Origin of the sequence: Pelagicoccus enzymogenes, from assembly GCF_014803405.1 — a bacterium.
GTDB lineage: Bacteria > Verrucomicrobiota > Verrucomicrobiia > Opitutales > Opitutaceae > Pelagicoccus > Pelagicoccus enzymogenes.
Genome location: NZ_JACYFG010000035.1, coordinates 1 through 23,725 on the forward strand (window position 1 = coordinate 1; position 23,725 = coordinate 23,725).

Consider the following 23,725-nt stretch of genomic DNA (forward strand, 5'->3'; position numbering starts at 1 on the left):
TGTTTAGCGCAAGGACATAGTTAACACATGTTAAGGTACATGGTTAACGCTTTTCAGGTGGGCTTCTTGCTCCCCCTGGACGCCTAGGCGTCCAGGGGGAGCAAGAAGCGCGTTGTAGTTGTTTCTAGGCTTGGTCGCGCGGCTCAGGTCGATCATCCCCAAGCTTTTCCAGCAGTAGAAAACTTCCCAGCGAAGATCGTCGAACTGGTTTATCGCCACGCTTTCCCCGATGAAGGCCCTTCCGATGAAGAAGCTGCGTCCCTTGAACATCAGGTCGCCTTTGCTCTTCACCTTGCGCACCTGCTCGGCCTCGCCGTAGAAGCTCAGGCAGTGGGGTATGGTCGCGGGCAAGGCTCGCTCCGAGGCGCGGTAGCGGTCGGCGGGGCAGTCGAGATCGAGCGAGCGGTGCGGGCGGACGTGGTTGTAGGTCTCGCGAAACCGGGCGAACTCCCGGTCGCAATGCTCGAGGTCGCGCCACAGCGTGGTCCTGCCCAGCAGCTCGTGCTTGAGGGTCTGGTGGAAGCGTTCCTCCTTGCCTTGCGTCTGGGGGTGCAGGGGGCGGCCGTGGATCGTCTCCACCCCCAGGCGCAGCAGCCAGGCCTCCAGCTCGCTGGCCGCCCCGAACCCCCGCCCCCAGGGCGAACCGTTGTCGCAGAGGATGGCCCAAGGCAGCCCGTACTTGCCGAAGCATGACAGCAGGCATTCCTGCACCGTGGAGGTCCTCTCGTCCTCGCAGGCCTTGAGGATGAGGTTGAAGCGGGAGTGGTCGTCGCAGGCGGTGAGCGGGTGGCAGCGCTTCGACCCGGCCATCTCGAAGTGCCCCTTGAAGTCCATCTGCCAAAGCTCGTTGGGCTGCGAACGCTCGAAGCTCCTGGGCGCCACGCACGGGCGAGAGCCTTGGCCGAGCAAGCCGGCGCGGCGGATGATGTTGTGCACGGTGGTCGCCGAGGGAAGCTCCTTTTCCCCGGCGTTTTGCAGCAGGCGGCGCAGCTTGCGCGCTCCCCAGCAGTCGTGCTTGCGGCGAAGCTCCAAGACCTTCCTCTCCACCTCGGGGCAGCTCTTGTTGGGCTGCCCCGCCGGCCGACGCGAGCGGTCCTCCAGACCAGGCAAGCCTTCCTTGCGGTAGCGCTCCAGCCACTTGTAGGCAGTCGGCGGGCTTATGCCGAAACGGCGGATCAGCTCGCGTTTGTTCGCTCCAGGCTTCGATGCCAGGAAGACGAAATCTCTTCTTTGGGTTATCTTATCGGTCTCCATCCACGGCATACAGAAGTGTTAACCATGTCTGTTAACACCTGTTAACCATGTATCTTGACCAGACAGCGAGCGCCAGCCCTACGCACGAGAGCGTCTCCCCGCGAAATGGTTATGAACCAAAAAAACGGCGACTGATCATTCAGTCGCCGTTTTTGTTAAGTGAGTTAATCGCAAGTCCTACTGCTTGGAGTCGTCAAGAAGGATCTTGTATTCGACCGCATCACGAATCGCCTGCCAACTTGCCTCGATGATATTATCTGAAGCGCCAACCGTTCCCCAGATCTCCTCTTCGTCACCGGACTCGATGAGCACACGGGTCTTGGCGTTGGCGCCTTCCTTCGAGTCAAGGATGCGTACCTTGTAATCCTTCAACGCAAGCTCTTCCAAGCGCGGAAACGCTTCGCGAAGCGCCACGCGCAAGGCCTTGTCAAGAGCCCCCACTGGACCAGGATCTTCCGCCACCACGTAACGCGGCTCACCATCGACCTTCACTTTGATCGTTGCCTCCGACAGCGGTTCTTCGTCCTTGGAACGCTTCTCCACGATCACGCGATAGCCCTCAAATTCGAAGTGCGACTTGTGCTTATTGGTCAAGCGATCGAGCAAAAGACGGAGAGAACCATCAGCGGACTCGAACTCGTAACCATTGTACTCAAGCTCCTTGAGCTTATCGATTATGATCTTCGTCTCAGGTGATTCGCGATCGATGTCGAATCCGAGCTCCTGAGCCTTCATCAACAAACTGCTGCGTCCTGCCATATCGGATACAAGAACGCGCTGCTTGTTTCCGACCTTCGTTGGATCGACGTGCTCGTAGCTGTAGCTTACCTTCTTGGTCGCATCCGCGTGAGCGCCGCCCTTGTGGGTGAAAGCTGAGAGACCAACAAAAGGAGCTTTTCCGTCATGCTCGAGATTGGCAAGGTCGGCAACGAACATGGAGAGTTCCCTCAGGCGCTTGAGATGGTCCACGCAATTAAGCGGATTGCCCATCTTCAATGCGATGTTGGGAATGATTGTAGTGAGATTCGCATTACCGACGCGCTCGCCGTAACCGTTGAAAGTACCCTGCACCAAGGTAGCGCCAGCCTCTACGCCACCAAGCGAAAGAGCCACGCCCAAGCCAGAGTCGTTGTGGCAATGGACGCCTACTGCAACATTGGGAAAACGCTCTACAACCGCCTTGGTTATCTCCTGTAGCTCGCTCACCAGCTTACCTCCATTGGTATCGCACAATGTCAGATTGTCTGCTCCACCGCGAACAGCAGCCTCGAGGGTTTGCATTGCATAGTCCGGGCTGTCGACATAGCCATCATAGAAATGCTCGGCGTCGTAAATAACTTCCCGTCCGTTGTCCTTGAGGAAACGCACGCTGTCCTCGATCATGGCTAAGTTCTCTTCCGGAGCCACGCGGATGACTTCGGTCACATGCAGCAGCCAGGTTTTGCCAAAAATCGTTACTACCGGCGTGCCTGCATCGATCAAGGTCTTCAGTTGCGGATCTTCTTCCGCTTTGAGGTTCGCGCGACGGGTAGAACCGAAAGCGGCAATCTTCGAGTGCTTAAGCTTAAGCTTCTTCGCAGCTTCGAAGAAAGCCATGTCACGGGGATTAGAGCCAGGCCAACCACCTTCAATATAATCGATACCAAACTGGTCGAACTTCTCCGTAATTCGGAGCTTGTCCGTCACAGAAAAGGAGACGCCCTCACCCTGAGTGCCGTCTCGCAACGTGGTATCGTACATTAATATCGTTGGCTTGTTCATAATATAAACCTGTTGGGTAGAAATCTGAAAGCGCTACTGCTTGGAGCGGATAAAGGCCTTGATCGAAGCTTCGTCTGGATCCACTGAGAACTTGCGGATCTCCTTCGACTTTAAAGCTTCGAGGCTCGGATGGGTTGGCTCCACCCCCGTGCACTGCTTGACAACATCAGGAAACTTAGCGGGATGGGCGGTAGACAGGACGACCGCAGTTTGCAACTTGTCCAGATCCTTGAATCCGCAAGCAGTGTGCGGATCGGCAGTGTAGTTGTAATCGCGATACACGTTCGAAATTGTCTGAGCGATCTCCGCATCGTCCATGCGCGTACTGGTCATAAACTCGGTTATCGCCATACCGCCGACCTGAAAAGTTCCGTCTTTCTTGAAGCTTTCCATGATCTCACGGGTCATGTCAGCATTGCCGCCAAGCGAGAAATAGAGGAAACGCTCGAAGTTGGACGCAACCTGGATGTCCATAGAGGGCGCATGGCTAGGCTGCACGTCGCCTACCGAATAGTCGCCGGAATCGAAGAAACGATGCAGGATGTCATTCTGGTTTGTCGCTACCCGAAAGCCGTCGACGATCATACCCATGCGGGAAGCCATCCACCCGGCGAGCACGTTGCCAAAGTTTCCCGTTGGAACCACAAAGGTCGCGCCCTCGCGACGCTCAGCAGGAAGCTTGAGGTAGGCGTAGATGTAATAAACGCACTGCGCCAAGATACGGGCGAGGTTGATGGAATTGACCGCTGAAAGATGCACTTCCTGACTGAAATCCTTATCGCCGAAAACATCTTTCAAAGCCGCTTGAGCATCGTCGAAACTTCCTTTGATGCAGAGCGGAAATACGTTTTCCTCTTCCAAGCAGGTCATCTGGCGCTCCTGCAAGGGAGAGACGCGCCCCTCTGGATAAAGGATGAAGATGTTGACGCCCTTCTTGCCGAGCAATCCGTTGATGGCCGCAGCGCCAGTGTCACCTGAGGTAGCTCCGAGAACGTTGATACTCTCGCCACTCTGGGCAACCTGCCGTTCGTAGAGACAACCAAGGAGTTGCAAGGCAAAATCCTTGAAGGCCAAGGTCGGACCGTGAAAGAGCTCCTGCACGTAAAGCTTATCGCTTAGCTTCACCAGTGGAGCGTGCTCCGCGTGGTCAAAACGACTGTAGGCCTTTTCAATTAGAAGCTTCAGCTCTTCCTGCGGAATGTCTGTCGCGAAATGCTTAAAAAATTCGTAGCACAATTCCGGATACGACAAGCCCTCCCATGTGGGAATCTCGGCGCTCAGATCCGGCATCTTCTCTGGCACGAACAAGCCCTTGTCCGGAGCCAAGCCGATTTTGACCGCTTCCGAAAAACCATGCGGCGCGGTCTGTCCTCTTGTGCTTACGAATTTCACGGGTACTAGGCGTCTAGCTTGTCCAAACCAAAGGCGCTGTGAACAACGCGAACCGCGTCATCCGCGCCTTCTTCGTCGATCACCACGGATATCTTGATCTCCGAGGTACTGATGATCTGGATATTGGACTTCGCCTCCGCTAAAGCCGCAAAGAGCTTGCTCGCAACCCCAGAGTGGCTGCGCATCCCGATACCGACGACCGATAGTTTGACCACTTCGCCAAATACCGCAACTTCGCCCCCCCCCAACTCGTTGAGAACCTTCTCGACGGCGTCCAGAGAGCGCTTGGAATCGTCGCGCGTAACGGTAAAGGTAAGGTTTGCTACGCCGTTGCGACCGATGTTCTGAACGATCATGTCCACGCAGACATTCGCCTTTCCGAGGGCCTCGAAGATCTGGGCCGCGGAGCCAGGCTTGTCCGGGATATTGCTGACCATTATCTTGGCCTGGTTGCGATCGAGCGCTACGCCGCGCACGACGACGTCTTCCATTGAGCTTACTTCCTGTTTCACGATTGTGCCGGGGATTGAGGTGTCAAAACTGGATCGTACTTCGAATACGACATTGAACTTGTTTGCGAATTCGACCGAACGGGCCTGCATCACCTTGGTGCCGAGACTAGCCATCTCGAGCATTTCTTCATAGCTGATCTCTGGAATTTTGCTAGCCTTGGGAACAATGCGCGGATCGGCCGTGTAGACGCCATCCACGTCGGTATAAATCTGGCAAAGATCCGCCTTCAGGCCGCTTGCCAGCGCGATCGCGGAGAGGTCCGAGCCACCTCGGCCTAGCGTGGTGGTGGTTCCTTCAGCATTTACTCCCTGAAAACCGGCCACGATGACGACGCTGCCCTTCTCGAGAGCTTCCTCGATGCGTTCGCAATTCATGCTGACGATGCGAGCGCGAGTGTGAGCGGGGTCGGTCTTGATTCCTGCTTGAGCGCCGGTCATCGAAATCGCTTCCACACCGAGGGCGTGCAGAGCCATCGCGGTCAGGGCGATGGTTTCCTGTTCGCCCACCGCCAAGAGCACGTCCATCTCCCGATCGTCCGGTTGCTCGTTGATCGCCTTGGCACGCGCAATCAACTCGTTGGTCACGCCGGAACGCGCCGAAACGACAACCGCAACCTGGTGCCCTTGTTCGACATCTTCCTTGATGATGTTAGCGACGTTCTTGATTCGGTCGACGTCGCCTACGGAAGTACCGCCAAATTTTTTTACTATACGAGCCATTTCGGTTTGTTTCCAGAATTTGAATACCGCTTATCCTTCGAAGCTGCTGACCGGCATCGTGAAAGGCTTGCCTTCCACGCAGGAGCTCGCCTCCAAAGCCTTCACGGCATCGAGTATCGCTTGTTCCGTCGTTGTATGAGTCGTTACGATCAAGGTGGCGCTAGTCGCGTCTTCCTCGACCTCCTTTTGGGTTACGCTCGCAAGACTGACATCGTGTTTCGCCAACAGCGAGGTCACTTCCGCCATTACGCCCGGCTTGTCGACGACTTGCAATCGAACGTAGTAGCGTGACTCGATTTCCTCCGGCTCAGCCAACTCAATCTTAGCGCCGCCACGAGGAGCTGGGTCAATGAATCGACCTGCTCCGCCATTCACAATGAGCTTCGCGGCATCGACGATGTCCGAAATCACCGCGCTCGCCGTCGCGTCGCGTCCCGCTCCAGGTCCAATGTAGACAGTCTCACCCACTACGTCCCCGTGAACGGAGACTGCATTGAATACGCCGTCGACACTGCCAAGTACGTATTTTTTGGATACCAAAGTAGGAAGAATCGAAATGTAGAGTTTTCCGGAGGCGTGAGCTACATCGATAACCGCCAGCAGCTTGATGGCGTAACCGTTCTCCTTGGCAAAGGCGATATCTGCCTGCGTAACTTCAGCGATGCCTTGAACCAAAAGGTCATTGTATGGCACCCAACGTCCGTAGGCCAAATAAGCTAAGACCACCGCCTTGTGAGCTGCGTCGATACCGTCCACGTCGAAGGACTCGTCCGCTTCCGCGTAGCCCAAGGCCTTGGCTTCCGCTAGGATCTCCTGGTAACCAGCCCCCTCGTTCGTCATGCGAGTCAGGATATAGTTACTGGTACCGTTGAGGATCCCGTAGATGCTATTGAATCGATTGACGACGAGGCTTTCCTTGATCGCCTTGATGACTGGAATTCCGCCAGCGACGCTGGCCTCGAAGAGCAACTGCCCATTGCCTTCCTTAGCTGCGGCAAACAATGCTTCTCCATGGTCGCAGATCAGAGCCTTGTTGGCGGATACGACGATCTTGCCCGCCTTCAGCGCGGCGAGCGTGACTTCCTTCGCCAAGGTCGTCCCACCCATCAACTCGCATACGACATCAACCGCAGGATCGGTAGCGATCGAGAGCGGATCCGTCGTCAGCATGGCTGCGTCGAAATCGAAATCACGTTTCTTGCTCGTATCACGAACTGCGATACGGGTTACCTTTACGCGAGCGCCTAGTTGGTCGCTCAAGTCATTTTCACGCTTTTGCAGGTGATTGAAAACACCCTGCCCTACAACGCCGAAGCCGCAAAGGCCTACAGTTATCACGCGTTCACTCATCTACTTCTTTGCAAACTTGTTTTCTTCGCCCCTGATGAGGCGAACGATGTTATCCTTGTGTCGCACCACGACCAGCAATCCGAGAGCAAGCGAAACCCATGTAAGCACAGCAGGCGCTCCTATAATCAGATTAGTAATCGGCAAACTGACCGCCAAGCAAATCGAGGCCAGCGACACGTAGCGGGAGGTATAAAAAACCACGAGCCAAACCAGTACGCCGACCACGGCGGCGACAAGCATCAATGCGACAACTCCTCCAAGCATCGTCGCGACCCCCTTGCCTCCACGAAACTTCGTGAAGAGTGAAAACGAATGTCCCAACACAGCGAATACAAGCCCCACCAATCCGTAGTGAAAGGTCTCGCCAGCCAACAAGATTGGCCAAGCAGTCGCGGCGAAGCCCTTGATCGCATCCAGCAAGAAAACGATGTTGCCCGCTTTCTTGCCGACGCAACGCTTCACGTTCGTGGCGCCTGGGTTCTTCGAGCCAACGCTGAAAATATCAACGCCGTTCGCCTTCGCCACCAAATAGCCAAAAGGCAGGGAACCGATAAGGTACCCTGCTCCTGCGGCACTGAGCGCGACTATGAAGTCAATGGACATTCGCTATATCCAGCCAGCAACTACAAGTGGACGATCTTCGCCTGCCTGACCGCTTTGATAGCCCTGATCTCCGCCATGGCTTCGTCGCTCGGCTCGCTGTCCAAGCAAGCGATGTTGAGAGCGACACCCCCCACTTCGTTGCGGCTGAGCGACATGGCAGCGATATTGACGCCATGGTTGCCGATAATGCTGCCGACCTTGCCCACGATGCCAAGCTCGTCGCTGTTGGCGAGCACCAGCATGCAGCCGTGCGGCTCCACTTCGACCTCGCGACCGTTAACGGAAACGATACGAGGCGAGTTTCCTTTACCGATCAAAGTACCTTCGGCGGAGACGTTCTCTCCGTTCACGCAGACGGCTTCAACCTTGATGAGTTCGGTGTAATCCGTCTCTTCGGAGGACTTCAGCACGTCGACCTGCAGGCCGAGGCGCTCCATGATGACAAGCGCGTTGACGAAATTGACGTTGCTGCTCACGTCCTTGAGGAATCCCTTAAGGATGCCACGGGTCAGCGAATTGGCGTCCAGGTCTACAACCTTGCCAGAGTAAGTGATCTTGACCTTCTCGACCTTCTCGAGAGCGAGCTGCTGGACGAGAGAACCCAAAGCCGAGCAGAGTTCGAGGTAAGGACCGACGGTCTTAAGCGTTTGCTCGTCGAGGGACGGCATGTTGATCGCGTTGCGGATACCGCCACCGCGCAAAACGCTGGTGACGCTTTCCGCGATTTCCAGACCGACGCTTTCCTGAGCCTCTTCAGTCGAAGCTCCGAGGTGAGGCGTAAGGATGAGATTCTTCTGCTTGCGGAAAGGATGGTCTTCTGCCGGAGGCTCGCTGGTGTAGACGTCGAGACCCGCTGCCGCAACCTTGCCGCTTTCCAACGCCTCAAGCAGAGCGTCTTCGTCGATGATACCGCCGCGAGCGCAGTTGAAGAGACGAACGCCGTCCTTCATGGTCGCGATCGATTCCTTGTTGATCATGCCGCGAGTCGCATCGGTGAGCGGCATGTGTACCGTAATGTAGTCGGACTCGCGGAAAAGCTTGTCGAGCTCGACTTGCTTCACGCCCATGGCTTCCGCCTTGGATCCGGAGAGGTAGGGGTCGTAGGCTAGGACTGTCATCCCGAAGGCCTTTGCGCGCTTGGCGACTTCCGCTCCGATGCGGCCCATACCACAAATGCCGAGCGTCTTCTTGAAGAGCTCGCTGCCTCCGTAGATCTTGCGATCCCAGCGACCTTCTCGCATGGATTGCGCTGCTTGAGGCACAGGACGAGCTCCGCAGAGCATGTGAGTAAAAGTGAGTTCAGCGGTCGCAATGGTATTGCCGCCCGGCGTGTTCATGACGACAACGCCAAAGTCGGTAGCCGCATCAGCGTCGATATTGTCCACGCCCACACCTGCGCGGCCAACCGCCTTCAAGGTCGGGGCTGCCGCTTCGAAGACCTCCCGATTTACCTTGGAATCGCTGCGCACGATGATTGCGGCCGCGCCCTTAGCGAGCTCGAGGAATTTGGAATAGTCTTCCTTGAAGGTGCCGTAAGCTTCTACGACTTCAAACCCTTCCTGCTGCTTCAGGAAGTCGACTCCAATTGACGAGATTTTGTCTGCTACTAGGATTTTCATCGGAAAAAAAGAGTGCCCATCAAAAGTGATGCCTTTCAAAAAGCAAATATAGAATAGGTAAGCTTCTTATCCCTCGGCACAAAGGCGCTTATCGCCCTGTTTTCAGGCTACAAACCAGCCAAAAAGCCGCGAATCGATGCCCAATATCGAGCGCTGGCGCGATCTACGAGGTCATTGTGCCCCACTCCCTCCACCCAGAAGGTCTTGACGAACTCCGGCGGAAGCTTCGCCGCCAAGGTTTCCCCATGGACAAAGCTTACCACACGGTCTTCCTTTCCATGAATCACCAATGTCGGACACTCCACACGTTCGGCTTTTTTGGAATTCACGAACTTGTCGCCCGGAACCCAGGTCAGCGGCAGGTAAACTTGGTAGGCGCTGAGAAAGGCAGACTCCAAAACCAGGCCTTTCGCGCCTTGCGTCACCGCCAGCTCCATGGCAATGCCGCCTCCAAGCGAGCGGCCGTGCAAAACGACCTGCCTCGGATCAACCCCGAGGTTTTCCTCCGCATAGTCCAACACAGCTTCGGCATCCCGATAGCAAAGCTGCTCGCTGGCAGTCCCCTCCGACAATCCGTAGCCACGGTAGTCGAAACTCAGGACGTTCACCCCCTGCAGCCGGTAGTTGTTGAGGATGAAATTGACGTGCCCCAAGTCCTCCCCGTTTCCGTGAAAATAGAAAACAGTCGTGCTCGCCCCCGGAACCGGCCCCCAGAAAACCGCGAGCTGAGTTCCGTCCTCCGCCGGAACCAGCAGAATCGATTCGTCCTTGCCGTAGCTAGGAGGCGGTGGCTGGAAGAGCAGTTGCTTGGTGACAACTTGAGCAAAGAGGAAAAAGAAGAGAACGCTCACCGACACCAATACCAGCAAGGTGTTGAAGCCGTTCTTGCGCTCCCGCTCTCTCATCTCGTCCTCCTCAGGCTAGAACAGCTCGCGAACGGCCTCGAGCAGCTGCCCGCGCGGAACGTCCTGCTCGCTGCGGTCCGCCAAGTTGCGCAGCTTGACCACCCCCTTCTCGAGCTCTTCGGAACCGTAGATCAGGGAGAAGCGAGCTCCCGAAGATGCCGCTGCCTTCAACTGCTTGCCAAAAGCCTGCGACTTGAGCTGGTACTCCACGGAGTAGCCGGCCTGACGCAGCAAAGCCACATCCGAGAGAGCTGCGAGCTTTTCCGCATCGCCACCCGTCACGGCAAAGAAATCGATGGTGTCGACAAACTCCGGCATCTTGCCGCGAGCCTTGAGCAATTCGCCCAAAACCACGTCGCCCATGCCGAAGCCAACTGCCGGCATGTCCGGACCGCCCATCTTCTTGACCAAAGCGTCGTAGCGGCCGCCACCAGCCAACGCTCGGAACTCGCCCTTCTTGTCGAAGGCCTCGAAGACGAAGCCCGTGTAGTAGGCCAGCCCTCGCACGATGCTCAGGTCAATCTTCACGAAGCCGCCAAAGCCCATGGCTGAAAGCCCGTCGAGCACCACCTGCCAATCCGCCAAGCGCTCGGACAATTCCTGCTTGGCGGACTCGTCAGCTTGCAAGCCTGCGAATCGCTCCCGAATCGCCTCCACGGAGTCGAGCCGGAGAAAGGCATCCACCGCTGCCTTCAGTTCAGCCGCCTTGTCGCCAGCCACTTCCTGCAACTGGGCAATCAACTTCTCCTCCGGCAGGCGCTCCCACTTGTCCACCACTCCTAAGATCGAGCCGATGGCTTCGCCCTCGTAGCCCAAGGCCGCAAGGTAGAGCATCCAAAGATTACGGTCGCTGAGGCGCACGTAAAAATCGTCCTTCGTCAGGCCAAAGCCGACCAGCGTCTGCACCAGCAATCCGATCAGTTCGACTTCGGCGCTCGGTCCCTGCTCGCCCAGCAAGTCCACGTTGAGCTGGGTGAAGCAGCGCAAACGGCCCTTCTGCATGCGCTCGTAGCGAAAGTTGTCACCTATGCTAAACCACTTGATCGGTCGCTTCAGCCCATTTGCCCGAGCCGCCACCATACGCGCCAGCGACGGAGTCAATTCCGGACGCAAGGAAACCTGGCGCCCCCCCTTGTCCTCGAAGCAGAAGAGCTGGCTCTCGATCTCCGGGCCCGACTTGGTCGTGAAAAGCTCGAGCGATTCGAGTATGGGACCATCGAACTCCTGAAACGCAAAACGGCGCGCCACCTGTCTCCAAACTTGGAAGATGTGCTTCCGCTGAGCATAATCCTCAGGGTAAAATTCACGGAATCCGGGCAATGAATTGAATGTGGCCATGTCTCGAAAAATAAAACGCGGGACTATGCCCAAGCGCCATCGTCGAAGGCAACAATAAGGTTCAGGCCAAACGAGGTAGCGCCCCTAGCTCCACGGAAAAGGAGGGGCTGCCTGTCCGAGGGTGTCGGATTTTCGTTACGCCAGCGGAGCGGCCGTACCACCTAAGTTCACAAAAAAAACGGCTCCCGAGGTCGGGAACCGTTTCCAAAAGAAATACGCTTTAACCAATCGATCAACCCAGAGCGTCCAGATCGATATCCTTGATCTTGGCCTTGAGCACCTTGCCCGCCTTGAACTTCACCACCGCGCGAGTCGGAATCACGACATCCGTTTCCGGACGGTTAGGGTTGCGACCGACGCGAGCCTTGCGCTTCTGCACCTCGAAAACGCCGAAATTGCGGAGCTCCACGTTTCTCCCTTCCGCCAAGGCATCCAAGATGATGTCCAGCGTCATCTGAACAGTGTCCTGAATTTTGCTTTGAGGGATGTCCTTCGTCTTTTCAAAAATTCGAAGAACGATATCGCGTTTGGTAAGGTTGTTGGACATGGCGGCAGTTGGAGTTGAAAACTCGTTACATAGTTGAGGGTAAGCTACTTCCACAGTTTAGGTTGCGTCAACCTCAAAGCCATCAAATATCCGCACCCAATGAGCAAAGACGACAAGCCAAAAGACCCGATGGAAGAACTGCAGAAGAACCTGCAGGACCTCTTCAAGCAGGGAAAAGCCTTCATGCCCTTCGGCGGCCCCATGGGGGGAGCAAGCGGCATGGCCTCCCAATCCGGCGGCCCCCAAAACCCTTCCAAAGCCCAAGAGGAGGAAGACGCCGAAAGAGCCGCCGCCCTCAAGCGCATCGAAGCCTTCAACCTGAAACCTCGCGAAATCCGCGATTACCTCGACCGCTTCGTCATCCAGCAAAACGAAGCCAAAAAAGTCATTTCCGTCGCCATCTGCGACCACTTCAACCACGTGCGCCGCTGCCTCGAGCGCCCCGACCTCGCTGACCTCGACTACGCTAAGCAGAACATCATCCTGCTCGGCCCCACCGGCGTCGGGAAAACTTACCTCATGCGCAACGTCGCTAAGCTGGTGGGCGTGCCTTTCGTCAAGGCCGACGCCACCAAGTTCTCCGAAACAGGCTACATCGGCGGAGACGTGGAAGACCTCGTGCGCGACCTCGTCAAAGCAGCCAACGGCGACACCGAACTGGCCCAGTACGGCATCGTCTACATCGACGAAATCGACAAGATCGCCAACAAGGCCAACGGCGGGGGCGGCCGCGACGTATCCGGTCGCGGCGTGCAGATCAACTTGCTCAAGCTGATGGAGGACACCGAAGTCAATCTGCAGAGCCAGACGGACATGATGGGGCAAATGCAAGCCATGATGGACTTGCAGAGCGGTAAAAAGCGCAAACGCACCGTATCCACCAAGCACATACTCTTCATCGTGAGCGGGGCCTTCGACCAGATGGACCAGTCCATCAAAAAGCGCCTCACCAACACTTCCATGGGCTTTGGAGCGCCCAGAGCCTCCGACGAGGACGAGGACTCCAACTTCCTGGACAAAGTCGAAACCCGCGACTTCATCGACTACGGCTTCGAGCCGGAATTCGTGGGGCGCCTCCCCGTGCGCGTCGCCTGCCAGCCCCTTAAGCCAGACGACCTCTTTCAAATCATGACCACCTCCGAGGGGAGCGTACTTCGTCAGTACATCTCCGATTTCGAAGGCTACGGAATCACTCTGGAAATGGACAATCCTTCCCTGCGGGAGGTCGCCGAGCGAGCCTACAAGGAAAAGACAGGGGCCCGCGGCCTCATGACAATCCTGGAGCGAGCCTTTCGCAGCTTTAAGTTCGAACTCCCCTCCACCAGCATCAAAACGCTCAAGGTCGACAAGCGGACGATCGAAGATCCAGACAAGCACCTCAAGCAGCTGCTCCGCGAAAATCTCTCCAGCCAACACGACGTATTAAAAAAGGAGATACAGGAATTCTGCGATCGCTTCGAATCGCAACACGGCTTCACCCTCGAGTTCACCGAAGACGCCATCGTGGCGCTTATCGACGAATCCCTCGAGACCGATAAAACAATCCGCGGGCTCTGCGAACGCAAGTTCCACGATTTCAATCACGGACTCACCCTCATCAGCCGCAATACCGGCCAAAAGAAGTTCACCGTCGACGGCGACGTCATACGCGACGCCGAAAAAGCCCTCTCGAATTGGGTTGTCGCCAGCTACAAAAAAGAAGAGACCGAATCCTAAAGGCAGCGGCCGCCAGCCCGGCGGCCCATCTTCTTCCAGCAATGCCAGACCCAGACAAAGTAAACTCCATGTTCAGCCGCATCGCGGCCAAGTACGATCTCGCCAACCGCGCCCTTAGCCTCGGCATCGACACCCTCTGGCGCGACCGGCTGGTCGACGAAGTCTGGCTGCGCAACCCAAGCCACATCACCGACTTGGCAACCGGCAGCGGAGACGTGGCATTCGAGCTGCGCAAGGAGTTCGATCCCCAAATCCGAATCGACGGACTCGACTTCTGCGAACCCATGCTGGACGAGGCTCGCAAGAAACAAGCAAAGGCGGGCTACCAAAACATGAGCTTCGCCGTCGGCGACTGCCTAGCCCTTCCCTTGCCCGACGCCTCGACCGACGCCGTTACCATCTCCTTCGGCTACCGCAACTTAGGCGACCGACACCAGGGGCTGCTGGAAATGCGACGCATCCTCCGCCCATCCAGCGGGTACCTATATATACTAGAGTTCTCGCAACCGCTTACCATCGTCAGGCCATTCTACTACTTCTACCTAAAGACCCTGCTGCCCAATATCGCCGGAGCGCTCACCGGCGACGTCAGCGCCTACCAATACCTTAGCGACTCCATCGAAGCCTTCCCACCGCGAGAGGGAATCACGGAGGAGCTTAGGCGAGCGGGATTTCGCGACATCAAGGCCATCCCCATGACATGCGGCATGGTAGCCTTGCACATCGCCAAAGCCTGAACGACCGCAACGAATCGAAACGAGCTTGCCGCACAAAAAAGCGCGGCCCCGAAGAGCCGCGCCGCAGATGCATCACAGTCTAGCTGGAGGAGCTAAGCGAAACCTACCGCCTCCTTCGCCCGGCGGTCCATCTCCTCTGGCGACAGTTCCTCGACGATTTGCGTCAGTGCCCAGCGATATCCAAACGGATCTTTGACCATCGCGTAGCGGGCACCCCAAAACATATCCGCCGGCTCGTTCAACACCTCCGCTCCCGCCCCTAAAGCCTTGGCGCAAGCTTCGTCGCAGTTCTCTACAGCAATCGAAAACAGGCAAGAAGCCTTGGCCCCAGCAGGCATGGCGTAGGCGTGCCAGTCCTCAGACTCGTCTGAAAGGTAGATCTTGGAGCTCCCTATCTGAAACTCGGCGTGAGCCACGCCACCCGCCGGCGTCGGCATGCGGTAGAGTTCCGTGGCTCCAAAGGCATTGGCGTAAAAGTCCAAGGCCTTGTTTCCGTCTTTGACGGTTAGTGAAAGATTAACGGTGGGTTCACTCATATGCTGGTTGTTCAATTTCAGGATTAACACTTTCGCTGCAGCTCTCTGCCGCAGTCCAACCAACTTAAACCATCCCCCTGACAACCCTATGTCAGGAGACTTGGCTTTTCTCCGGTCCCCAACCCTCGACCGCAGGCCCGACGCTCGTTAGGGATATTCCTTTGGTGATGAACGCAAAAAAAAAGCACGGCCTCAAAAAAAAGACCGTGCCGCACAAGTTTTAGAGAGGAGCCCTCTCAGCTGAAGGATTTTCCGCAGCCGCAGGTGCTCTCCGCGTTGGGATTCTGGATGTCGAAGCCCTTGCCTTGCAGCCCATCGTCAAAATCGATCTTGCTGCCGTTCATGTATGCCAAGCTCGCTTCGTCCGTCAAAAAACGCACGCCCTCGCTCTCCAGCACCTGATCGTCCGCCTTTTGCTCGTCGAACGACATGCCGTACTGAAATCCAGAACAGCCTCCGGACTCCACGAAAACGCGCAAAAGCTTACCCTCGCCCGCGTCCTCCTGAAGCTCTCGAATCTTATCCGCAGCTCGTGTGGTGAGTGTTATCATGATTCGATGATCTAGCCTCAAGCCGCCAGCTGTCAACCATGCGAAACGCGCCGCAGCGAAAAGCTTCTACTTCGCCTAGCATAAATCATGCTCAACTCTCTCATGCGGCTTGCATTTGCCAAAAAAAATGCTTTCACTGCTTTTCGTTCGAGCCGAATTGGCTATGCGAGCCAGCTCGAGGCAATCCAATCATTCTTTTCTCCCTACAGCATCTACCAAACACATGGCCGCGCAAGGTTTCAACCAAGAGTTACGTCAGAAACAAACTCAATCCCTCGTACTCGCGCCACAGCTTCGCCAGTCGCTCAAGATCCTCCAGGTGGCGCAAATGGATCTCCGCACCACCATCCTCGAGGAGCTCCAAACGAACCCTTCCCTCGAGGAGCTTTCCATGGATACGCCGAGCCTGGACGAACCCTCGCCCAGCGATTCAGAATCGAACGACCCCAAGGACGAGCATTCCCAAAGCGAGGAGCTGGAGTTCGGGGAAAACTTCGAAATCCTCAACAAGCTGGACGAAGATTGGCGGGACTACATGTCGCAAGTGGGCGGCGCTCAAAACTACACGAGCGAAGACGCCGAAAAACGGGAGCATTTCTTCAACTCGCTCGTATCCGAAACGTCGTTACAGGAGCATTTGCTCGACCAAGCCTCCCTTGCGGACCTGGAGCCAAACCAACGCGAAGCCATCGAGTACTTGGTAGGCAGCATCGACAACAGCGGCTTCCTCTCCACCTCCCTTTCCGACCTCGCTTTGCTCTCCGGCCTTTCCCTCGGCGAGATGCAAGAAGCCCACAACATCCTGCGCACCTTCGAGCCCGCCGGCATCGGAGCCTTCGACGTGCAAGATTGCTTGCTCATGCAGCTCAAGGCCAAGTTTCGCGGTCGCTCCATTGCTGCAGAAATCATTCGCGACCACTTCAAGCTCCTGTCCCGTCGCCGCATACCCGACATTGCAAGACGCATGGGGATCGACGTCGAGGAGGTGCAGGAAGCCATCGCAGAAATCGCCTTGCTCGACCCCGCTCCCGGTCGCCGCTTCGCCGACGACACCAACCGCTCCATCATGCCGGACGTCATCGTCGAGTGGGACGAGGACAAGTGGAAGGTAACCCTGAACTCCGATTACATCCCACGCCTGCGCATCAGCCCGACCTACAAGGAGATGATCGCCAAAGGAACCGTCTCGAAGCAGGAAAAGGAGTACATCCAAGAGAAAATCCGCTCCGGCAAGTTTCTCATGAGCTCCATCGAGCAGCGCCAGCAGACCATCGAGCGCATCGCGAACGAGATCGTGAAGCTCCAGAAAGACTTTTTCGAGGAAGGCGTATCCAAGCTGCGCCCTTGCACCATGACTCAGGTCGCGGAGATCGTCGGCGTGCACGAAACCACCGTTTCCCGCGCCCTCGCCAACAAGTATATGCAGACGCCGCACGGGATCTTCGAGATGAAGTTCTTCTTCACCCCTGGCTACAAAGGCTCCGACGGCGAAGCCATTTCCAACACCAGCGTGAAGGACATGATCCAGCAGCTCATCGCCTCCGAGGACACTTCCAAGCCCCTGAGCGACCAGGAAATCGTCGCCCGCCTCCAGGAAAAAGACCTGAAGATCGCGCGGCGTACCGTTGCGAAATACCGCGAAGAGCTCGGCATCCTCCCCAGCAACCTGCGGCGCCAGTACTGACGCCATGCTCGTGGAGATTCTGGCTGCGTTCGAGCATCCACAGAGCCTCACCTACTACCTCGGGCAAGTCGGCGTAGCGGTCTTCGCCATCAGCGGAGCGCTGGCCGCCGATCGAAAGGGTTCGGATTGGGTAGGCGTACTTTGCCTAGCGGCCGCGACCGGACTTGGAGGCGGCAGCCTGAGGGATCTTCTGCTACGTCGCGAATCCGTATTCTGGATCGCTGACACGACCTACCTCTGGGTAGTCATCGCTGCCACCGCCTTCACCATTTTCTGGGTACGCTTCTTCAAACCGCCGACCAACGCTTTGCTCTACGCAGACGCCTTGGGCCTTGCCATGTTCTCGATAGTAGGGGCCAAGATCGCGGAGTCTTCAGGGGTCGCTGCCATCATCGTAGTGCTCATGGGCGTAATAACTGGAGTGGCGGGCGGAATCCTTCGCGATGTATTGGCAAACGAAATACCGCTGATTTTCCGGGCTAGCGAACCGATCTATTCCGTCTCGTCCGCCCTCGGCATCATCGCCTACCTCGGGCTGAAAACGTTTGGCTGTCCCCCTCAATTGGCAACCCTATCGGGCGTCGCCATCATTGCCGCTACCCGATTCGCAGCCATCATCTGGAAAATCAAGCTCCCAGAATTCACGATTCGCAAACGGTGAACCGCTAGCCGATCAGCCTGAGCGCGACTTGCTGGCTTTGGTTCGCTTGGCTGAGCATGGACGCGCTCGCCTGCTGCAAGATGTTGAACCTCGCCAAGGCTGTCGACTCCACCGCGAGGTCCACATCGACCACCCGGCTATTCGCCTCGGAGAGATTGATCCGGCTGACTTCAAGTTGCTCCTTGGCAAACTGCAGACGACTTTGCTGGGCGCCGTTCTGAGCTCGAAAACCGGCAAGGTCCTCTATCGCGCTTTTTAGGGTGTCGATGTCGAGGGCCTGCAACCCGGACGCCTCCTGCACCGAGGCCGTATCAGAGACGCTCGAGCCGGATTGGGAAGAAACCTTGAGATTTCGGAATTCAGCTCCGTTAGCCCCACCGCCTTCCCACAGGCTAAGCGATATCGAGCCAGGAGTGGTAGACACCGTGCCGGTCGCCGCGGAGAAATCGTTTCCGTCAAGCTGCAAGCTAGACATCGTGCCGTCCGCATTCAAATCGAAGGACAAGGTATGCCAACCGCCATCGGGCACTTCAGTTCCATCGATATAGTCGCTGAAATAGTAGTTGGAATCATTATACACGTCCACCAAGTCGGACGGATGGTCCAGCCGCATGCCGACCTCTACGTGGACTGGCTCATCGAAGGCTTCGTTCAAAGTGATCTGCCCCGTATCGATCGTGAGCACTCCGTCGCTTACCGAGACGGAGCCAGAATCGACCGTCCAATCGCCGCTGAGGCTGTTTCCGGAAAACTTGTCCTGAAACAAGGTGCTCGACTCCAAGAGATCCACCCCACCTATGGCGACCGACGCGTCGGTACCGTCGACCCCGGTCTTCACAGAAAGTCCCGCGCTGCTGAACAGCGAAACCCCGTTGAACTGCTGCGTCGAGAGGTCGGCCAACTGATCCTGCAAGTAACGAAACTCAGTGTTGTAGTTGGCCTTGTCCGTCTCGTTCTTGGTGACGTCCTGAACCATGTTTTTCAGTTCGCCAATGCGGGAAAGGATTTGGTTGGCGGAATCCAAGGCCCCGTCCTGCGTCTGCAAATACGACATCGCATTAGAAATGTTCGCGCTGGCTGCCGCCTGACGCTTGATCGCCGCCGACATCTTCATGGAAACCGCAAGCCCTCCCGCATCGTCCGAAGGCGACAGAATACGGCTTCCGCTGGAAAGCCGACTCAGGCTCTTCTGCAAATGCGAGCTGACAGAGGCTAGGTTATCCCTGGCCAATGTCGCCGACTGGTTCGTTGACAGCGAAATAGACATTTTCTCAATCCGTTGAAAAAGGAGGCGACATCCTTGCCGCACGCGGGTACATGAGCTTAGCCATGCCTAGGCATTACTTCGGAGATTAGCTGAATTACTTTACCCGATTCGATGGGTAAATTTTCCAAGCAATTCCTAGGGAGTTTTCCCGAGGCTTCCTTTCGATTACCTTTGCCAGCCCAGTTACCACCCTTTTTTTTTCCCAACATGCCCTCCAACTCCGCCCGGCTCGCTCAGCAGATGGCCTTCATCATCGAAGCCGACAAGCTGAAGAACATTTTCCGCCAATCCTACATCAGCGACGCGTCTCGCCGAGAAAACGACGCCGAACACTCCTGGCACCTCGCCCTCATGGCGATCACCCTGCACGAGCACGCTAACGATCCCGATCTCGACCTGCTAAAAATCCTCCGTATGGTGATCGTTCACGACATTGTGGAGATCGACGCCGGCGACACCTACATCTACGACGAAGCCCACAAGCAAGACCAAGCGGAGCGGGAGCAGAAAGCTGCCGAACGGCTGTTCGGCTTGCTGCCATCCGAGCAAGCGGCGGCGTTCCGGTCTGACTGGGACGAATTCGAGGCCGGAGCCAGCCCCGAAGCCCGTTTCGCCAAGGCAATCGACAGGCTCCACCCCATGTTGCTCAACCACCTCGCCGGGGGAAAAACCTGGAGCAAGCACGGCGTAGTTGCCAGCCAAGTACGGGACATAAACCGGAAAATAGGGGAAGGCAGCCAGGCGCTCTGGGACTTCGCACAGGACCTGATCGAAAAGTCCATCAAGTCAGGCAGCCTTCCCGACAGATAGCAGGGGATCCAAATCAGGAAAATTCATGTCCCCAGCAATCCATGAGCCTTCGCAGCCAACGATTCTATAAGTCAGGATTCTACTTCCTTTGCGCCGTCAGCCTCACGTCCGCCCTTCTATTGCTCAGAGAGGCAAGGCACGCTGAGCCGGGCCAAGAAAGAGCCTTCGCCGCCGAGAGCGCGCCTCCCCCTTCTCCCAGCCTTCGCACGGCTCCCGTCCAGAGGCTAGATGCCAGCTCCAGTCCTTCCGCCGATGATGCTCCGGATTCCAAGCCAGCGCTAACGCTCGAGGACAAGTTCGATTTCCTGATCGAGCTCCGGGAGCATCCCTCGGTCGACTTGAACATCCGCGTATTCAACTTCTTCGAGGGCGAAATCAAAGCCGACACGGCCTCGCTTTTCGGCCTGAGCAGCTCGCAAACAAAACAGCTGAACGCGCTTTTCGAAGAAACCCACGCAGCTCTGCTTTCCCAACGGGTCGCCCACTCCCAAATTGAAGCGAATCCCGACGGATCCCTCAGCCTTATCCTGAATCCCTTCCTCGAAAACGGAGCGGAAATATACGATTCCTTCTATGACCAGATGGAAGAAATCCTCGGCCCCAAGAAACTCCGAGCCTTGGATCGAATCTCAGGTGAGCAGATCAACAACCACTTCAATGAGTTTGGAGCCGAGGTTTCGCGCTACACCCTCTGGGCGCAAGCCGACCATCGAGGAAACAGGCGTTACCACTACGAGCGCCGGACCGACAGGGAAAACGGATACTCGACCAACTCAGGTAGCTTCCAACTCGAGGGCCCGTCGCTCACCCATAGCCTCCACGACAAGGAACTTGCCGCCTTGCTGCCGCCGGAGGCGATGGCCCAGCTACGCAACCTCCCCATTTTGCAGTCGAAGCCCGAAACGTAATCTGCCAAACTCCCCCATTGCCCTTCGGCGAGGAGTCTGCTTTTCTTGCAGCTTAAACCAGACAAGTTTCGCTATCGCAAAATGAAATCCCCGCTCGCAGGCCTCAGCAAATTCGACTTTTTCGGCGTCCTCCTCCTTCGCATCGGCGTGGGCGCCGTGCTCGCCTTCCATGGCTATCCAATCCTCACCGGAGGCGGAAGCGTGTGGACGGACGTGGGCAAAGGCGCGGCCATCGCCAGCCTGCCTCCCAGCTTTTTCGAATACGCCGGCCTCGCCTCGGGAATCTTGCAATTCATCGGCGGCATTCTTCTCATCATCGGAATGTTCACCCGCGGCACTGCCCTTCTACTCAGTATCGTCGTCGGATTCGCCATCGCGAACCTGATTGCTGCCGGCTCCTTCCAGCTCGGCTTCCTCGCGCACCTGCAGATGATACTCGCCCTGCTCGGACTCGTATTCATCGGTCCAGGACGCCTCAGCCTAGACCGCAAAGGGATCTAGAACCGAGCCCGCCCCATTCACCCTTCATCGTTCTATAAGTGGGCTGGAAAATAGAGCAACGAAACGGGCTCTACCTGCCCGCTGTCGACTGGCACCTCGACGCCCGCAAGCCCACCGCTCGCTCCTTCGTCTCCCACGCCCATTTCGACCACATGGGCAAGCACGAGACCATCCTCTGCAGCCCTCCCACCGCTCAACTGATACGGCAGCGCTTGCCGGGCAAGCGGAACTGGATGGTCAAGGAATTCGGCGAAGCCTTCGAACTGGAGCCCGGCGTCGAAGCATGCCTCTACCCCGCCGGCCACATCGTCGGATCCGCCATGCTCTGGCTCCAGAAGGACTCAGAGAGCTTTCTATACACCGGCGACTTCAAGCTCAGCCCCGGCATCTCCGCAGAGCCCTGCCAACCGGTTGCCGCCGACACGCTCGTCATCGAGACGACGTATGGACTTCCTCGATACACCTTCCCTCCGGAAAACGAGGTTTTCGCAGACATCGTTCGCTTCTGCCACGAAACCCTGGAAAACGGCGACACTCCCGTGCTTTTCGGCTACAGCCTCGGCAAAAGCCAAGCGATCCTGCGATCGCTCGCAAACGAGGGCTTGGAGGTTATGCTGCACCCGACGGCATTGAAACTCACCCAATCCTGCCAAAAGCTCGGCTGGACCTTCCCTCGCTTCCTGCCTTTCGATGCTCGCAGCCAAAAAGGAAAAGTCGTCATTTCGCCGCCTTTGGGAAAGCAATCCGAGTGGATGCAAAGTATCCACAACCCTAAGACGGCTATGATTTCGGGTTGGGCGGTGGACGCGTCCTCCACTTACCGGTACCAGTGCGACAAAACCTTTCCCCTTTCCGACCACGCCGACTACCTCGACCTACAGAACTTCGTCGCCCAAGTGCAGCCCAAGGTGGTCTACACCGTACACGGCTTCGCCAAAGAGTTTGCAGCGACCCTCCGCCAACAAGGCTACCAAGCCTGGGCGCTCGGTCTGGAAAACCAACTCGGCCTCAATATCGAGGCCCCCACCGCGACTCCCTCAGAGGAACTTTCTCCCACGCCTCCAGTCGCTTCCATCCCTTCCGAGAACTCGCCCCACAACTCTTTTCATCGCCTCGCCGAAACCGTCGAGGCGCTCTCCCAAACCGATAGCCATCTGAAGAAACTCGATTTGATCGGTCGCCTGCTCGCACCACTGGAAGCGCAGGAGGTCGCCGACGCCTTGAGCCTGCTGCATAGGGCGCCACCAGAATTGCTAGCCGAACTCCCTGCCAAGCTGGTCAAGCAAAGCCTCATCCTCGCGACCGGTTCCAACGAAGCGAAGTTCAAAGCCCTGTATCACGATTTTCGAGACAACCGGAAAGCGGCGCGCGTGCTCTTCAGCCAAAATCCCAGCGCCCCGACCCGCACCCTTTCCCAAATCTCGAGTTTCCTCAAGACACTCAGTTCCGCCCCCAACCCGATCTTCAAGCAATCCCTGCTCAGCGAGCACTTTCGCAAGCTGTCGCCCGCGGAGGGCTGTGTTCTCTTCGACTACCTTTCCGGCACTCCGCAAAGCGGGGTCAGCGCCGACCTTCTCTGCCAAGCCATTTCTCACCATTTTCAACGCCCCCTCGAAAGCGTGCGAGCCGCCTACCTGCGCTGCGCCGACTTCGCGCAAGTGTCCGAAGCAGCCACTCGGGATTCGCTCGCGAAGATCCGTATCCAATCCTTCCACCCCATCCTTCCCATGCAGGCCGCTACGGAAGCCTCCGCCGAGGCCGTAATCGAGAAGCAGGGTCTCTCCCTCTGGGCGGAGCGCGAGCACGACGGCATCCGTTGCCAGATTCACAAGGATGGCGAACACGTAGACCTCTACAGCAAAAGCGGCGAACGCATCACCCATCTTTTTCCTGAGTTCCTGGAGGCAGCTCGCAGCATCCCCCAGCACTTTATTTGCGATGCGGTGGTGGTGCCCTGGGGCTACGAGGAACCGCTGCCACGCTCCGAGCTGGACAAGCGACTCAACCGCAAAGCGGAAGAACTCTTCTTGGGAGAAGAGGTCCCCGTGACGCTTTGGCTCGTCGACCTGCTTTCGCTTTCCGGCGAGGACCTGCTAGACCTGCCACTAGAAAAACGCCGCCAACGCCTGGACAGCTTTTCCGTGAATCCCAAGATTCGCATCACTCCGGTTTTGCCACTCATGGGCGTCGAACAAGTCGAGCTAGCCCTCGAGCAATCCGCCGCGTCGGGCTGCAGTGGACTGCTCTTCAAAGATCCCCAAAGCCCCTACGATCCGTTGAGCAACGCTCCCGCTTGGTTAAGACTTCCCGCTAAGGCGTGCAACTAGGCTTGCAGAAAGGCTGGAACTCACAC

The 23,725-nt window shown here is 57.0% G+C and carries 21 protein-coding genes; 8 read left to right on the forward strand and 13 right to left on the reverse strand.

Annotated elements, in window-relative coordinates:
• Nucleotides 1-30: 30 nt before the first annotated feature.
• From IEN85_RS11775 to IEN85_RS11820, 10 genes are all read right to left on the reverse strand, one after another.
• Entirely contained in the window at nucleotides 31-1,263 is a 1,233-nt protein-coding gene (locus tag IEN85_RS11775) for an IS481 family transposase (protein WP_191617113.1), read from the reverse strand.
• A gap of 168 nt (nucleotides 1,264-1,431) precedes the next feature.
• The gene (gene cimA, locus IEN85_RS11780) at nucleotides 1,432-2,994 is read right to left on the reverse strand and encodes a citramalate synthase (protein ID WP_263597533.1); all 1,563 of its coding nucleotides are present in this window, start codon (nucleotides 2,992-2,994) and stop codon (nucleotides 1,432-1,434) included.
• A gap of 54 nt (nucleotides 2,995-3,048) precedes the next feature.
• Nucleotides 3,049-4,407 (reverse strand): threonine synthase, encoded by a 1,359-nt coding sequence (gene thrC / locus IEN85_RS11785; protein ID WP_191617288.1) that lies wholly within the window; start codon nucleotides 4,405-4,407, stop codon nucleotides 3,049-3,051.
• Nucleotides 4,408-4,412: 5 nt separating this feature from the next.
• Nucleotides 4,413-5,639, reverse strand: coding sequence for an aspartate kinase (locus tag IEN85_RS11790; protein ID WP_191617289.1), 1,227 nt, complete (start codon nucleotides 5,637-5,639; stop codon nucleotides 4,413-4,415).
• Nucleotides 5,640-5,669: 30 nt separating this feature from the next.
• On the reverse strand, nucleotides 5,670-6,989 hold the full coding sequence (locus IEN85_RS11795; RefSeq protein ID WP_191617290.1) for a homoserine dehydrogenase: 1,320 nt from the start codon (nucleotides 6,987-6,989) through the stop codon (nucleotides 5,670-5,672).
• Nucleotides 6,990-7,592 carry a glycerol-3-phosphate 1-O-acyltransferase PlsY gene (gene plsY, locus IEN85_RS11800; protein ID WP_191617291.1) on the reverse strand — a complete coding sequence of 201 codons (603 nt, stop codon included), beginning with the start codon at nucleotides 7,590-7,592 and terminating at the stop codon, nucleotides 6,990-6,992.
• 20 nt (nucleotides 7,593-7,612) lie between these two features.
• Nucleotides 7,613-9,211: a phosphoglycerate dehydrogenase gene (gene serA, locus IEN85_RS11805; RefSeq protein ID WP_191617292.1), complete on the reverse strand. Its 1,599-nt coding sequence runs from the start codon at nucleotides 9,209-9,211 to the stop codon at nucleotides 7,613-7,615.
• A 107-nt stretch (nucleotides 9,212-9,318) separates the two neighbouring features.
• Nucleotides 9,319-10,116: an alpha/beta hydrolase gene (locus IEN85_RS11810; protein ID WP_191617293.1), complete on the reverse strand. Its 798-nt coding sequence runs from the start codon at nucleotides 10,114-10,116 to the stop codon at nucleotides 9,319-9,321.
• A 15-nt stretch (nucleotides 10,117-10,131) separates the two neighbouring features.
• Entirely contained in the window at nucleotides 10,132-11,454 is a 1,323-nt protein-coding gene (hisS, locus tag IEN85_RS11815; protein ID WP_191617294.1) for a histidine--tRNA ligase, read from the reverse strand.
• 232 nt (nucleotides 11,455-11,686) lie between these two features.
• Nucleotides 11,687-12,001, reverse strand: coding sequence for an HU family DNA-binding protein (locus IEN85_RS11820; RefSeq protein ID WP_191617295.1), 315 nt, complete (start codon nucleotides 11,999-12,001; stop codon nucleotides 11,687-11,689).
• A gap of 99 nt (nucleotides 12,002-12,100) precedes the next feature.
• Here IEN85_RS11820 and IEN85_RS11825 point away from each other — a divergent pair, with 99 nt between their 5' ends.
• Both IEN85_RS11825 and ubiE read left to right on the forward strand, forming a co-directional pair.
• The gene (locus IEN85_RS11825; protein WP_224772592.1) at nucleotides 12,101-13,717 is read left to right on the forward strand and encodes an AAA family ATPase; all 1,617 of its coding nucleotides are present in this window, start codon (nucleotides 12,101-12,103) and stop codon (nucleotides 13,715-13,717) included.
• 41 nt (nucleotides 13,718-13,758) lie between these two features.
• Nucleotides 13,759-14,454, forward strand: coding sequence for a bifunctional demethylmenaquinone methyltransferase/2-methoxy-6-polyprenyl-1,4-benzoquinol methylase UbiE (gene ubiE, locus IEN85_RS11830; protein ID WP_191617296.1), 696 nt, complete (start codon nucleotides 13,759-13,761; stop codon nucleotides 14,452-14,454).
• Between the two features lie 92 nt (nucleotides 14,455-14,546).
• On the opposite strand, the gene IEN85_RS11835 is transcribed toward ubiE, so the two are convergent.
• Nucleotides 14,547-14,990, reverse strand: coding sequence for a VOC family protein (locus IEN85_RS11835; RefSeq protein WP_191617297.1), 444 nt, complete (start codon nucleotides 14,988-14,990; stop codon nucleotides 14,547-14,549).
• A gap of 236 nt (nucleotides 14,991-15,226) precedes the next feature.
• Nucleotides 15,227-15,541, reverse strand: a complete 315-nt coding sequence (gene erpA / locus IEN85_RS11840; protein WP_191617298.1) for an iron-sulfur cluster insertion protein ErpA — start codon at nucleotides 15,539-15,541, stop codon at nucleotides 15,227-15,229.
• A 223-nt stretch (nucleotides 15,542-15,764) separates the two neighbouring features.
• Between erpA and rpoN the strand changes: the two genes are divergently transcribed.
• Both rpoN and IEN85_RS11850 read left to right on the forward strand, forming a co-directional pair.
• Entirely contained in the window at nucleotides 15,765-17,225 is a 1,461-nt protein-coding gene (gene rpoN / locus IEN85_RS11845) for an RNA polymerase factor sigma-54 (protein ID WP_191617299.1), read from the forward strand.
• Between the two features lie 4 nt (nucleotides 17,226-17,229).
• Complete coding sequence (locus IEN85_RS11850; RefSeq protein ID WP_191617300.1) at nucleotides 17,230-17,886, forward strand: trimeric intracellular cation channel family protein; 657 nt, start codon at nucleotides 17,230-17,232, stop codon at nucleotides 17,884-17,886.
• A gap of 4 nt (nucleotides 17,887-17,890) precedes the next feature.
• Here the strand turns inward: IEN85_RS11850 and IEN85_RS24425 are convergent, their stop codons facing one another.
• Nucleotides 17,891-19,153, reverse strand: a complete 1,263-nt coding sequence (locus IEN85_RS24425; RefSeq protein ID WP_224772593.1) for a flagellin — start codon at nucleotides 19,151-19,153, stop codon at nucleotides 17,891-17,893.
• 207 nt (nucleotides 19,154-19,360) lie between these two features.
• Here IEN85_RS24425 and IEN85_RS11865 point away from each other — a divergent pair, with 207 nt between their 5' ends.
• From IEN85_RS11865 to IEN85_RS11880, 4 genes are all read left to right on the forward strand, one after another.
• On the forward strand, nucleotides 19,361-19,963 hold the full coding sequence (locus tag IEN85_RS11865; protein ID WP_191617301.1) for an HD domain-containing protein: 603 nt from the start codon (nucleotides 19,361-19,363) through the stop codon (nucleotides 19,961-19,963).
• 41 nt (nucleotides 19,964-20,004) lie between these two features.
• Nucleotides 20,005-20,871 (forward strand): hypothetical protein, encoded by an 867-nt coding sequence (locus tag IEN85_RS11870; protein ID WP_191617302.1) that lies wholly within the window; start codon nucleotides 20,005-20,007, stop codon nucleotides 20,869-20,871.
• An 81-nt stretch (nucleotides 20,872-20,952) separates the two neighbouring features.
• Nucleotides 20,953-21,372, forward strand: a complete 420-nt coding sequence (locus IEN85_RS11875; protein ID WP_191617303.1) for a DoxX family protein — start codon at nucleotides 20,953-20,955, stop codon at nucleotides 21,370-21,372.
• Nucleotides 21,373-21,410: 38 nt separating this feature from the next.
• On the forward strand, nucleotides 21,411-23,699 hold the full coding sequence (locus IEN85_RS11880) for an ATP-dependent DNA ligase (RefSeq protein ID WP_191617304.1): 2,289 nt from the start codon (nucleotides 21,411-21,413) through the stop codon (nucleotides 23,697-23,699).
• Nucleotides 23,700-23,725 lie beyond the last annotated feature (26 nt).